Origin of the sequence: Candidatus Rhabdochlamydia sp. T3358, assembly GCF_901000775.1 — a bacterium.
Taxonomy (GTDB): Bacteria; Chlamydiota; Chlamydiia; order Chlamydiales; family Rhabdochlamydiaceae; genus Rhabdochlamydia.
On the sequence record NZ_CAAJGQ010000007.1, the window covers coordinates 1 to 12,658 of the forward strand.

General features: G+C 36.1%; 12 protein-coding genes. 9 read left to right on the top strand and 3 right to left on the bottom strand.

The genetic code is table 11. The features are described from left to right. A partial coding sequence (locus RHTP_RS09095; protein ID WP_171005703.1) for a transposase occupies positions 1 to 169 on the bottom strand: 169 nt, incomplete at its 3' end. Positions 170 to 228: 59 nt separating this feature from the next. On the opposite strand from RHTP_RS09095, the gene RHTP_RS01990 reads away from it, so the two are divergent. From RHTP_RS01990 to RHTP_RS02010, 5 genes are all read left to right on the top strand, one after another. After that, positions 229 to 1,515, top strand: a complete 1,287-nt coding sequence (locus RHTP_RS01990) for an ABC transporter substrate-binding protein (protein WP_138106459.1) — start codon at positions 229 to 231, stop codon at positions 1,513 to 1,515. 81 nt (positions 1,516 to 1,596) lie between these two features. Next, entirely contained in the window at positions 1,597 to 2,430 is an 834-nt protein-coding gene (gene menB / locus RHTP_RS01995) for a 1,4-dihydroxy-2-naphthoyl-CoA synthase (protein WP_138106460.1), read from the top strand. 5 nt (positions 2,431 to 2,435) lie between these two features. Next, positions 2,436 to 3,305 (top strand): 1,4-dihydroxy-2-naphthoate octaprenyltransferase, encoded by an 870-nt coding sequence (menA, locus tag RHTP_RS02000; protein WP_138106461.1) that lies wholly within the window; start codon positions 2,436 to 2,438, stop codon positions 3,303 to 3,305. Continuing rightward, the gene (locus RHTP_RS02005; protein ID WP_138106462.1) at positions 3,263 to 4,216 is read left to right on the top strand and encodes an enolase C-terminal domain-like protein; all 954 of its coding nucleotides are present in this window, start codon (positions 3,263 to 3,265) and stop codon (positions 4,214 to 4,216) included. The genes menA and RHTP_RS02005 overlap by 43 nt, the downstream gene beginning before the upstream one ends. Next, entirely contained in the window at positions 4,209 to 5,615 is a 1,407-nt protein-coding gene (locus tag RHTP_RS02010; RefSeq protein WP_138106463.1) for an AMP-binding protein, read from the top strand. The genes RHTP_RS02005 and RHTP_RS02010 overlap by 8 nt, the downstream gene beginning before the upstream one ends. Here RHTP_RS02010 and RHTP_RS02015 read toward each other — a convergent pair. After that, positions 5,527 to 5,964: an acyl-CoA thioesterase gene (locus tag RHTP_RS02015; RefSeq protein ID WP_138106464.1), complete on the bottom strand. Its 438-nt coding sequence runs from the start codon at positions 5,962 to 5,964 to the stop codon at positions 5,527 to 5,529. The two genes, RHTP_RS02010 and RHTP_RS02015, sit on opposite strands and share 89 nt — an antisense overlap. A gap of 265 nt (positions 5,965 to 6,229) precedes the next feature. Here RHTP_RS02015 and RHTP_RS02020 point away from each other — a divergent pair, with 265 nt between their 5' ends. From RHTP_RS02020 to RHTP_RS02035, 4 genes are all read left to right on the top strand, one after another. Next, the gene (locus RHTP_RS02020; RefSeq protein ID WP_138106465.1) at positions 6,230 to 8,251 is read left to right on the top strand and encodes a tetratricopeptide repeat protein; all 2,022 of its coding nucleotides are present in this window, start codon (positions 6,230 to 6,232) and stop codon (positions 8,249 to 8,251) included. Between the two features lie 233 nt (positions 8,252 to 8,484). Continuing rightward, positions 8,485 to 8,850 (top strand): hypothetical protein, encoded by a 366-nt coding sequence (locus RHTP_RS02025; RefSeq protein WP_138106466.1) that lies wholly within the window; start codon positions 8,485 to 8,487, stop codon positions 8,848 to 8,850. A 71-nt stretch (positions 8,851 to 8,921) separates the two neighbouring features. Next, entirely contained in the window at positions 8,922 to 10,562 is a 1,641-nt protein-coding gene (locus tag RHTP_RS02030; RefSeq protein WP_138106467.1) for a hypothetical protein, read from the top strand. 28 nt (positions 10,563 to 10,590) lie between these two features. Next, the gene (locus tag RHTP_RS02035) at positions 10,591 to 11,088 is read left to right on the top strand and encodes a hypothetical protein (RefSeq protein ID WP_138106468.1); all 498 of its coding nucleotides are present in this window, start codon (positions 10,591 to 10,593) and stop codon (positions 11,086 to 11,088) included. Between the two features lie 357 nt (positions 11,089 to 11,445). Here the strand turns inward: RHTP_RS02035 and RHTP_RS02040 are convergent, their stop codons facing one another. Then, the gene (locus RHTP_RS02040; RefSeq protein WP_138106469.1) at positions 11,446 to 12,573 is read right to left on the bottom strand and encodes an ISAs1 family transposase; all 1,128 of its coding nucleotides are present in this window, start codon (positions 12,571 to 12,573) and stop codon (positions 11,446 to 11,448) included. Positions 12,574 to 12,658: the final 85 nt, after the last annotated feature.

Consider the following 12,658-nt stretch of genomic DNA (forward strand, 5'->3'; position numbering starts at 1 on the left):
CAGGGAAACTGTCTTCTCCATGCTCCTTATACTCTTGGATCCACGCGTAAAGGGTAGATTTGGCTACACCTAAATCATGAGCGATTTCGCTCATAGACTTACTGCTTTCTCGACTTAGCTTTACAGTGTTTATTTTAAACTCACGGTTATATTTTTCTTGATTTTTCATAGACCCTTATTTTTCTTAAGCTATTATTATTTGCTGTCTATGTTCTTTATGTCTAGGTAATGGTAGCAAGATCATTTTCCCCTATAAAAAACGCTGACCTGGCAAAGAAAGGCCTTGTTTCCCTTGATGAGGTAGGAATTAAAGCAATAGATGCAAAAACCCTTGTAGTTACTTTAGAAAGACCCACACCTTACTTTTGTGAACTGCTTTGTTTTTGTGTTTTCTCTCCTGTAAGCATTGAAAATGACCGGAAGAATCCTAATTGGGCCTATGGCACAGGCCCTAACTTTTTAACTAACGGTCTTTATCTCTTAGAAAAATGGGATCATAAAAAGCAAATCATTGCTAAACGTAATCCTAGCTATCGAAAAGCGGAAGCTCTGCATCCAAATAAAATCGTTTTTAATGTTGTTCAAAATGACCAAACAACCCTGCAAATGTTCGAAGATAATTTAATTGATATGATTGGAGGCACACTAAATGCTATCCCTTTAGAAGCAATTCCTGCTTTAGAAAAAAACTGGGAGCTTTCTCGTAAAGAATGCCCTACTACTAGAATTATTACCTTCAATACCGATAAAGTTCCCTTTAATCATCCTAAAATCCGTAAAGCCTTTGCTTTAGCAATTAATCGTCAGGAATTGATCGGAGCATCGGGAAATTGTGTTAAAAAAAGAATCCCGCCAGGGTGCATTAATCCTGCTTATCAAGCAAGTTTAGCAGCTACAAATCTCATTCATCCTTGTTTAAAAGAAAACCGTCATCGATCCTTCTTTACAGATAATGACAAAGCCCAAGCAAAAATTTTGCTGCTAGAGGGGATGTCTGAACTGGGAATTACCGAGGAGGATTTTAACCCAGTTGTGCTGTACTATTATTCCCTTTCTTCCTCTTCTGTAACAGGTCAGATCATGCAAATTATCCAACAGCAATGGGTGGATGCTTTAGGCATTTTAATTAAGATGAAATGTTTAAATTTGAGAACTATATTGGATAAACTGACTCATGGGAACTATTTTATCTCTTTTACACATTGGACTGCCATGTACCACGATCCAATGAGCATTTTGGAACGATTTAAATATAAAACACTTACAAAAAACTACACGAACTGGGAAAACCAAGAATATATTCAGTTATTGGATCGATCTTTTTATGAACAAGAAGAGGCGCGCCTTCGAACTCTAGAAGAGGCGGAAAGGCTTTTTTTAAGTGAGATGCCCCTTATTCCTTTATATCATGAAGACGATATATACATCATAAGACCAAATTTACCTTTCAGAATATCTCTATGGGGTGGACGCATGATGTTATCAGAATCTCAGAGTCAAGATAGGATAGATTAAAAAAAGATTTAGAGTATTTTAATTTTAAATTGCAAACGAAAACAACGTTTCGTAATATGAACTGCACATCGGAGGTATTTTATGCAAACAATGGAAGAAAATGTAATCTGGGAAATAGCTGGTAGTTATCAAGATATTTTATATCATAAGCATAACGGTATCGCTAAAATTACCATCAATCGTCCTGAAGTAAGAAATGCTTTTCGCCCTTTAACCGTTTCTGAAATATCTCATGCTCTACAAGATGCTCGTAACGATCTCAACATAGGGGTGGTCATTTTAACAGGGATGGGTAAAGAAGCGTTTTGTTCCGGTGGAGATCAAAAAGTTCGCGGTAATGCTGGGTATACAGATTTGGAAGGCACAGACCGTCTAAACGTATTAGATTTACAGAAAGAAATTCGCACCTTACCAAAGCCGGTCATTGCCATGGTATCAGGCTTTGCTATTGGCGGCGGACATGTTTTACATTTGGTTTGTGATTTGACAATTGCAGCGGATCACTCCATTTTTGGACAAGTAGGTCCTAAAGTAGGTTCTTTTGATGGAGGATTCGGCTCTAGCTATCTAGCTCGGATTGTAGGACAAAAAAAAGCTAAAGAGATCTGGTTTCTATGCAGAAAATACACAGCAAAAGAAGCTTTGGAAATGGGGCTTATTAACTATGTGGTCCCCTATGAAGAGTTAGAAGGAACTACTTTGCAGTGGTGTTATGAAATTCTTCAGCACTCCCCTTTAGCTCTTCGCTGTATCAAATCTGCTTTTAATGCTGATTGTGATGGACAAGCAGGATTGCAGGAATTAGCAGGGAATGCTACTCTACTTTACTATATGACAGAAGAAGCGCAAGAAGGCCGTAACGCTTTTCTGCAAAAACGCAGCCCTAATTTCTCACAATTTCCTAAACTTCCTTAAATCTTATGCATGCTATTCAAATTTGGACACTAGCAATTCGACCTAAAACTTTAATTGCTAGTATAAGTCCTGTTCTGATTGCAGCAACGATGGCTATTAAAATTGGCAATTTTGATTGGCTCATTTTCCTCTGCACTATGTGCACTGCTTTAGGAATTCAAATTACAACCAATTTAGCAAATGACTACTTTGATTGCCTTAAAGGAGCTGATACTTATCAGCGCAAAGGATTTATACGTGTTACTCAAGCAAAGCTTGTATCGCACAAGACTATGCGCCAAGCCATAATGATAAGCATGTTATTCACGCTTTTAAGCGGTATTTATTTAGTTATCATTGGAAAAGCTCTTATTGCTTGTTTGCTAATTGTTTCTTTGTGTTTATCTATTTTATACACAGCAGGACCTTATCCTTTAGCCTATCTTGGACTTGGTGATCTTTTTGTATTTATTTTTTTTGGCCCAATTGCCGTTAGCGGGGCGTATTATTTACAAATAGGATCTCTGTCTCTAGAAGTACTCCTAGCCGGTATAGCTCCTGGAGCGATCTCTACTGCAATCTTAACAGTAAATAATGTAAGAGATATCGACGAGGATCTATTAGCTAATAAAAAAACTTTAGTTACTTGTTTTGGTAAATCATTTGGCAAATGGGAATACCTTTTTTGTTTATTAACAGCTTTTGGCTCTTTATTTTTTTTCTATGATTCCCATCCATTTGCTCTTTGCACGACTTTATGTCTTCTGCCAGCAGGTATACTCGTAAAAACAATGTTTACTCACAAAAGCCCCATGGAACTGAATCTTTTGTTGATAAAAACCGGTCAATTGCTATGTCTATTTACAGCTCTTTTTTGCATAGGTTGGATGTTATAAGTTGGCGTATTTTTCGTTTTCAACTTACAAAAAAAGATAGATCAACTCGCTTAAGTCATGTTGTTTGTCTCAAAGACAGCAATCATCAAGAAGCATGGGCTGAAATCTCTCCTTTTCCAGGTCGTAGTAAAGAAACAACAGATGAAGCTCTTTTGCAATTAATCAATGTATTAAAAGGAAAAAAACCCTCCTATCTCTACCCTTCTGTTTCTTTTGCACTTGCAACAGCTCTTAAGCATTTAAGTTTTCCTCCTATTCCTATATGCGCTCTTCTTTCGGGCTCTAAGCAAGAAATAATACAGCAGGCGCTGCTTGCAGAACAGAAAGGGTTTTCTTCTGTTAAAGTTAAAATTTCACAGCTTCCTTTGGAAGATGCTTTCACTGTCCTTGATCAACTGCGTAAGATATTTTCTCTACGAGTAGATGCAAATCAGCGCTTTAGTTTTCAAGAAGCTCTATATTTTTTCGGACAATTTCCTTCCTTAGCATTTGATTTCATTGAAGAACCTACTTGGGAGACTTCTCGATTGGCTGATTTTTCTCATCCTTTTGGGTTAGATGAAACCCTAGAAAAAAAACCCGATTTTATGTTTGAGAATCTAGTTAACTGCAAGGCAATAGTTGTAAAACCTATGATTCAAGGTTTTTTTACTACAAAGAAACTCATGAAACGATTAGGGAAAAAAAGGATAAAATTGATCTTTAGCAGCTGTTATGAGAGTGGTTTAGGGTTGATGCAAATTGCTCATCTAGCCATACAAACAAAGCTCTACCCTCTTGGGCTGAATACACAATCTTTATTTACCGAAGATCTATTAACACCCTTCCCTATTTTTTCTTCTCCTATCTGTTCTTGTCCTTTCCCAGCGCAGATACAAACACATCTATTACAAGAGATCTATCATGGTTAAAATGCTTTGCCCTATTGCTCTACAAGCAAAAGAGAACCCAATGGCTTTAGCTATTGAAACAACCTCTGATAGCTTATCTTATCAAAAATTAGATAAGCTTTTATCTCAATTAGTAAAGCACTTACTTCTCTTAGGAATAAGCAAAGGAGCAAGAGTTGCTTTTATTGCACCCACTGAATGTAAAACGGTTATTTTATTACTCGCTCTTTTGCGTATGGGTGCAATTGCTTGCCCGATAAATCCTAAATTTCCTCAAGTGCAGATTAATGATTTAACTCAAAAGCTCAAACCCTCTCATTTTATCAATCTAGAGGCCCTTGTCTTTACTGCTAGCTCTCACCAGATAGATCCTATAATTGATACAGAGCAATTATTTACCTTCTTAGCAACTTCTGGATCTTCCGGTAAAAGCAAAATTGCTTGCCATACTTTTGAAAATTATCTAATTAGTGCTTTAGCCACGCATCTACCACTTCAACTATCTCAGAGTTCGCGCTGGCTGTTATCACTGCCTCTATATCACGTTAGTGGTTTATCCATTTTAACACGCTGTATGACAATAGGAGCATGTGTTGTACTAACAGACTCCAAATCCATCTGGGAAGAGATTATTCCTCGTAGAATTACACATCTATCTTGTGTTCCCACTCAACTATTTCGCTTAAAAGATCAAAAATGTAGTCTACCTCTTTTAAGCAAACAGCTACTCTGCGTCTTAGTCGGAGGGGCGCATACGAGTCCTTCTTTGTTCCACTCTGTAAAAGAGCTTCCGATTTTTTTTACCTACGGTATGACAGAAACAACTTCTATAATTACACTAGCCGCAAAAGAAGACTTTCCATTAAAAAATTTCAACATGGGCTGTCCTATAAGTTGTTGCGAAATCAAAATAGCAAGCGATTGTGAGATCTTAGTTAAAGGCAAAAATCTCTTTCAAGGTTATTGGGATGGTTTTCAAATAAAACCACCCTCTTTATGGTTTGCTACAAAAGATTTAGGTAAAATCTATTTAGATAATCATCTTCATATAGTAGGAAGAAAGGATCGTTTATTTATTTCGGGAGGAGAAAATATACAACCAGAAGAAATTGAACAGGCTCTTTGTTCTATCAAAGGAATTATCTCTGCTACAGTGCTACCTAAACCAGATGAAGAATTTGGGCATCGACCTATTGCCTTTATTGAGGATATTCAGCAAAGATCCTTTGCTCAAGTTTTTTTTGAATTACGCAAAATCCTTCCTTCTTTTAAATGCCCTATAAGCATTTGGCCTTATCCTAAGCATCTAAAAAATACCTCTGTAAAAACCCCTATTCCTCTTTTACAGCAGCATTTAAGGAGTCTTTTTCCCAAAGATGCCTTTCAAGACACTCTCTTAGCTGCAAAGGAAGAGATATAGACTTTTTTGTAATGGAATCTGTACATACATGCACGATAACAACGCTACCTACTTCCTCTTGAGTTTTAAGGTTAAATAAAAAATACGATATACTAAAAGAGGTATTACCTAAGCGGTTAATACCTAGTTTTATTTTTAATAAATCTCTTAATTGTAAAGGTTTTTTGTAATCAGCTTCTGCATGAACAATCGGCATTTCTATCTGATTTAAAAGATGACCTACATCTCTATTAACAGAGGTTAAAAACTCTTCAAAGGCCTCTAAAGCAAGATTAAATTGTTCAGAAAAAAATAAATGCCCTGTTGCATCTGTATTCCTCATGCGAATCTGTGTTCGATACTCAAACATATTTTTTTTCTCGCTAGTAAAAATTTGAATGCATTTTTTTCATAAAAAGTTTTAAGATATCGGTATAAACTAAAAAAAAAATTTTAAGATTAATTTTTTATTAATTTTTTTTAGCTAAAAGCCTTATTATTAGTGATCAAATACAAATAAAGACCAATTAAAATTAGGTTATAGGATTGTCTAAAAAAAAAGCTATTTTTATAATTGCTATCACTCCCAAAAGCAGATATCTTAGTTAAGTAGATTTAAAAGAGTAAAATATAAAATGAATCCACGCAATTTACAATCTTCCGTCTTATTGAACCAAAATCAGTTGCAAAATTTGCCTGAGCAAAGCGTTGCAGCATCACTACAAGCAAAGGGTGAACTTGCATTGCTTAATAAACACTTTGACAAAGGTTTAGATTACTTTAACAAAGCTCTTTCCCTTGAACCTACTAACTTTAAACTTTATTTTTCTCAAGGATTGTCTCTTTTTCAATTTGCGCAGGAAAAGCAGCAGAAAAAACCACTTCTCTTGGCTAATAAACGTCTAAAAACAGCAGCTCAACTCAGCCCAAACCATTTAGATATCTGGCAAGCTTGGAGCAGTGTTCTCTGCGCTCTAGGATTTTCTTATAAAAATCTAAAATATTTTTTAGAGGCTCATGAGAAAATCACTCAAGCAATTGATCTTTGCCCTTTACAAAAGATAGACATTCTTGCTGATTTAAATGCCGATTTAGGGTCTATTTTTCTACATATAGCTCATTACTCCCAAGAACCAAATGATTTGTATCATGCTATACAGGCCTTTGGAAAAGCAGCTGATTTAAATAAAATACTATCTACTGATGTCTGGAAAGATTTTGGCTTAGCTTGCTATAGATTTGCAAACTTCGTAAATGAAGGACGTTTTTATTTTAAAGCAAATCAATGTTTTAAAAACGCGCTTTCTTTAGAACCAGAATCCGCCTCTTTATGGCATTTACTAGCACAAACTTTTTGTCAATTATATACACAAACACACGACGAAGACCATTTCATTAAAGCGGATGAATATTTTGCCTTAGCTGCTCAAAGATCACCAAAGTCTTTAGATATTTGGTTAAACTGGTCTTCATTCCTATGTGAAACAGGTAAAAACCTTTCTGATGTTAAAAAACTACGTCTATGTATTGAAAAGTGTCATGAAGCACTTAATGTTGACCCGGATCATTTTTTAATCCAAGCAATCTGCGCTGAAGCTCTTAGCTTACTAGGAATGAATTTAGAACGCCTTGATCTGATTCACGAAGCCAATGAAAAAATCAGCCAGATCATTGAACAAAAAGAAGATGCTCCTGATATTTGGCATTGTTATGGATCTTGTCTGCAGTGCCTGGGCGCTTATTTTAAAGATATCGACTTTTATTACCAAGCGATTGAAAAGTTCCAAATAGGACTATCTATTGATCGCACATATCATCGCAACTGGCATGCAATTGCAAAGGTTTATACAGCAATTGGGGATCTTGAACAAGACGCTGATATTCTCTATTCCTCCTTTAAATTTTACAAAAAAGCTCTCTATTTGAAAAAGTCTAATTTTTACTTATTTGATTATGCAGTTGCTTTAGCTAAACTTGGAGAAATGAAGCATGAGAAATGCTATTTAGAAAAATCTATCGACTTGTTTGAAAAAGCACTAATCATACAGAAAAATGCTATCTTTTTATACCCAGAGTGGCTATTTCACTATGCACGTGCACTAGACACTCTCGGAGATTTTTTTGAAGAAGAAAGCTATTATTTAAGATCTATCGAGATTTTTTCTCAAATTTTAATGATTGATCCTAACTTATACGATGTGCACCACCACTTAGCTTTAGCGCTTTCACATTTAGGCGAGCTTACTTCCGCTCGAGAGTATCTTTATCGCGCTATCCACCATTATAGGCTTGCTGCTAAGCAAGAAAATGAAAATGACACAGTGCTCTTAGACTTTGCTTTAACGCTAATTAATCTAAGCCAACACTTATATGATTCTGCTGAAATTGAGCAACTCTACCGGGATGCAGAACAAAAGCTATTTACGGCAAGCCGTTTGGGCAATACTCAAGCCTACTATCACCTCGCTTGTCTTTACTCCCTTTCCAATCATATTGAACTTAGTATGTGTTTTTTAGAAAAAGCGGTTAAAGTAGATTCTCTACCCTCTGTAGAGGAAATACTCCAAGATGATTGGCTTGATAACGTGCGCACAACGCAGGATTTTCATGAATTTTTATCCCGTCTAGAAAATAGCCGTAATCTAGAAGAGTATTAAGGCTTTTCAGCCTCGAGGAGCAATCCGGATAAGCAAACGGAACCTAGTTATTTAATTCCATAAAAATTGCATATATAGCAGATGTGGCAAATCATCTGCTCTTTATTTGCGTATCTTCCTTTTAAAGACCATTCCAATCTTTTCTGCTTTGAGACTTTTAAAGTTGTTATTAATATCTTGTGTCTTTATTATAAACCTTATTTTTTTACTAAAACCTAAATTTTGGAGTTATTATGACAATGCAAGTTTCAGCTGGATCAGCAATGGTGTTATTAGACAATGAATCTGAAGAAATTAAAAAAATCATGAATAAAGAAGCAAACAAACTTGTTGAGAAAACTTCCATTCAAGCTAAAACAGCTTTGAAAATACAGGCCGATACTTTCATCGAAAGTACTACTTCCTGCAGTAAAAACACTGCTACAAAAGCCCTTCCAACTTCAGCTGCTCTTGCTGTACATGCATCTGTTAATGGTGCTAAACCTATCAGCAAAGAAGCTGTCCATAAATCAATCGATAAATGTGTTGACTCCACAACTAAAAAAGCCATTGGCAGAGCAGTTGATACTTCATTAAGGTCTTTTTCTTGGCAGAAATAGGCACTTAAATTCACGGTAAAATTTATCCTATTTTATGGATTTTCTAATTGAATTTTAATAAGAGTTTTTTTATGCAGCCAGTTAGTTCCTCCCTATCGCAATTGTTTAGCGATAAAGCAGCTTTCGAAGAAACTAGAATAGAACCAAAAAAAACTGTTCATCAATGGGCTGTTAATGAATTTGTAGTACATTTAATTCAAGGCCAGAATACGCTAGAATACAAAACAACCGACAGGGAAAAAAAAGAAGTCTATAATACAGGACGTATTGAAATTCTAGAATCTAGAACTCTAGATCAGATGGTTGCCTGCCTCAAGATTTGCAAAGTCATGGTAGATGAAAGTGGGGTTGTAAGCTTTTCTCAAAACTACCATACTTGGAAAAACCCTAAGATAGAATCTAAAGAAATGGTTTCTCTTTTTGCAACGTACGATGAAGCATCGGATGAAAGTGATTTTATAAGCTCTTTTTCAAACTACTGCAACTGGAAAGATCCTACTATAAAGGTTAATTTGATTCGGGGGATTGAAGGTCCAATCTGGAATATATTCCACAGATTCACAAAACAGAGCTCTTTCTTTCCCTTTGTAGAAGCTACAGTTCCTTCTCTAAGATGTCATCTGGAAACAATTGCTCTGATTGAGAAAATAAAAGTAGAATCTTTGAATAATCCACGATCTATAGATTGTTTAAGAAAAGACTTTAAAGTTGTTCGGGTTATTGATTCTGAAATTCTGAAAAAAGAATATAAGAAGTTAAAGACTGCTCAAAATAACTACCCTAGACTCGAGCAGGAGAATAAAGTTCTTCTTGCAATGGCGACATCAGTATATGGAAGTGCTGTTGGGGTTGTTTATTTATCATCTAGTGCAATTGGTGCTGGAGCAAGCGCTGTAAATGCGTTTTTTGGTAGCGGTGTCTTTGGAACTCTTGCAGCGGGCTCTGTAGGAGCTGCCACAGGGACTCTTGCCTTTTTTAGTGGCTGTCTTGTGGGTAGTGTCACGGCTGCTGGCATCCTTGCGTATTCCCTAAGTGATCGTATAGGTCTTCTTACTGAAAAATATCTCTTTCTAAAAAAGAGAATAAAGCTATTACCGCTACAAAAACCTTTACTGATTGAAATTGAACCCATCAGCGCTCCTAGTCGAATTGATAATAGAGTGCGTGTTAGCAAATTTACTTGGGCTGTAACACTGATTACACATAAAGGATCTGAAGGAAATCATGCAAAAATCATTGTAGAGGGACTCAATGATGGGTTTTATAGTAATGAAAACCCTCGGATTAAAAATGAGCATACAGTAAAAAATGGAGAAAAATTTACCTATATGGCTGAATTTAATCCCCCTATAAAATCTCAGATTTTTTTGCCCACTAAAAAGTTAAAATATGACACAAGAACTGAAATGTGGATGGTAACTAGCAATAAGGTGAAAAAAATGCTAGCATCCATTGAAGAAGAAAAATCACTTCAGCAACCTACATTTAATTACTGGGGAATACATTCTAAAATTTATAAGTTCGATCCTGATAACTTTTGGAGTTTTTCAGGAGAAGTCGGACACAATTGCTTTACGTGGGCTCGAAGAAAACTGAGGATCTTGGATATTAATCTTGGGGAAAGCAATGTAGAGTATGTAGCAGCAATAGCAAAAAGCTATACTAAAGAAAAAGAAGAATATGAAATATTGCCTGTTCAACAGCTAATATAATTTACTAAAATTAAAAAGGTATTTATAAATGTCTACTCCTCTTACTCATTTTGAAAAATGGAATTATCAAATTCAGTATCAAATATTTAGTCGTTTAGACAAAAATACAGAACAAACACAAAAGCTCCAATTCCCAGCATTTCTTGCATTTGGCGCATCTAATCTAGCACACCTTACTACTGGAACTGCTTCTGTTGCAGAATTAACAATCCAAGGCCTTGGACTACTTCTTACCTCTTATCCATCTTCAGAACGGAGTCTACGCGGACGGGCCCTTTTTAAACGAATTCCTTTGCGATTGGTAGGGCTAGTCATTGCTTTTCCAGTAGCATCGATAATGAATGCCGTTATCATTGCTAGAGAGCCAAAGTTTTATATACTGAGCAATAGTGAGTACATGAAAGTAAATCGGCGTCATCTAGAAGCAGGGACAATTGGAACTCAAGCCTACAAAACTGAATCACAAAGAGCTAAGGGAATAGCCAAAGAAAAGTTAATTGAATGGCAAGAAGAAAATGAAGATTGATGCGCAATGTCTACCCCTATCTCTCATTCAGATTAATATATTTATCGGATTAAAAATGAGCATACAGTAAAAAATGGAGAAAAATTCACCTATATGGCTGAATTTAACCCCCCTATAAAGTCTCAGCTATTTTTACAGAAAAAAGAATTAAAGTACCAAACAAGAACTGAAATATGGATGGTAAACTCAACAGCATTAGAAAAAAGACATTACAGATAATCAATTCATTGAAATTTTCTCATATCTTCTGCTAAGATCCCTGCTCATATGCAACCTACATCAAGCTTTTTAACACAAAATGCAAAAGACATCCTAAAGGCTCGTCATCGTCAGGAACGAGATACAGGTGACCGACCATTAAAAGCAATTTTTGACTAAATGGTCTCTGTATGTAGGAGAGGTAGCAGCTCGCATTTGCCTAGCGGGTTTTCCACACTTAAGTGATGTGTCCTTGGCTAATACCGCAAGTGCGACTTTCCTTAGCAAAGACAGATTTGCAGCGCCTATTTTATCTTGATAGCGATGTTTATCCTCTTCAAAAATAACATCTAGAGATAAATGAAGGCCATTTTCTATTCCCCAGTGTTTCCGTACGCTCTTAGCAAATTTATCTATATCGAGCAGACTGGTTATGTAATAACATATCTCTAGAGAGGTTTTGCCTTTTTTCGTTCTTTTTCTACTAACCCTTCCTGCTCTTAAACAACCAGCCCATTCTTTGACAGATCCAAGGCCTTTAATATCTAAAAGCTGATATCTATGTTCTTCCATTCGTCCTGCGGATTTTTCTTGATGGTGAATTTCCGTTACATCAATGCTGCTTTTTCTATCAGCATCTTCAAATAGTAACTTTATGTCTTTATAGAGACCTTTATGATTCCCTTTCACCGGTAATGCATAATCTGCTTTCTGGTTGATAATTGCTGCTGCAGATTTCTTCTGGGTATTTAAAGCATCTGTAGTAACTGTTGTTCCTTTAAGCTCTAACTGTTCAATTAACTTTGGAAAAGCCGTAATTTCATTAGATTTCTCATCGACAGATACTTGCCCTAAGCAGATTCCAAGGTCTGTGCTCCACGCGTGTAACAAATGAAGTGGTTTATCTTTCTCATTCCAACCGCGACTGCCACGAAGAGTTTTTTCATCTATGGCGATAATATCCCCTTCCGCAAGGCTTGATCTTAAACAATTAAGTAATCTTTCTAAAGAGTCGGTAGGAATGAGACTCATTACTCGTTTTAGTGTCTTACTTGAAGGAACTCCAGACGAAACATCTACGTATTTGCTTATCCAATCTTTTGCTCCGCATAAGACACCTAAAAAGGAGATAAATAGGACTGTAACTAGTGAGTAATGAAAATTACAGGATGGTTGGCGAGGGTCTTTTATCTTGCAAAGATTTAAAATTATTTGACTGTCGGGGCCTGGATGATTGAATGTCTTTTGTTTTATATGCTTTGGTATTTTGCCTTTTGGCTGGCTCATAGAAATCTCCTCGAAAATATGTCTCGAACAGTTTCTAGCATCCACACTCTAAATTCAAGATCTTGTTTTAATGGTCAGTCGCCTG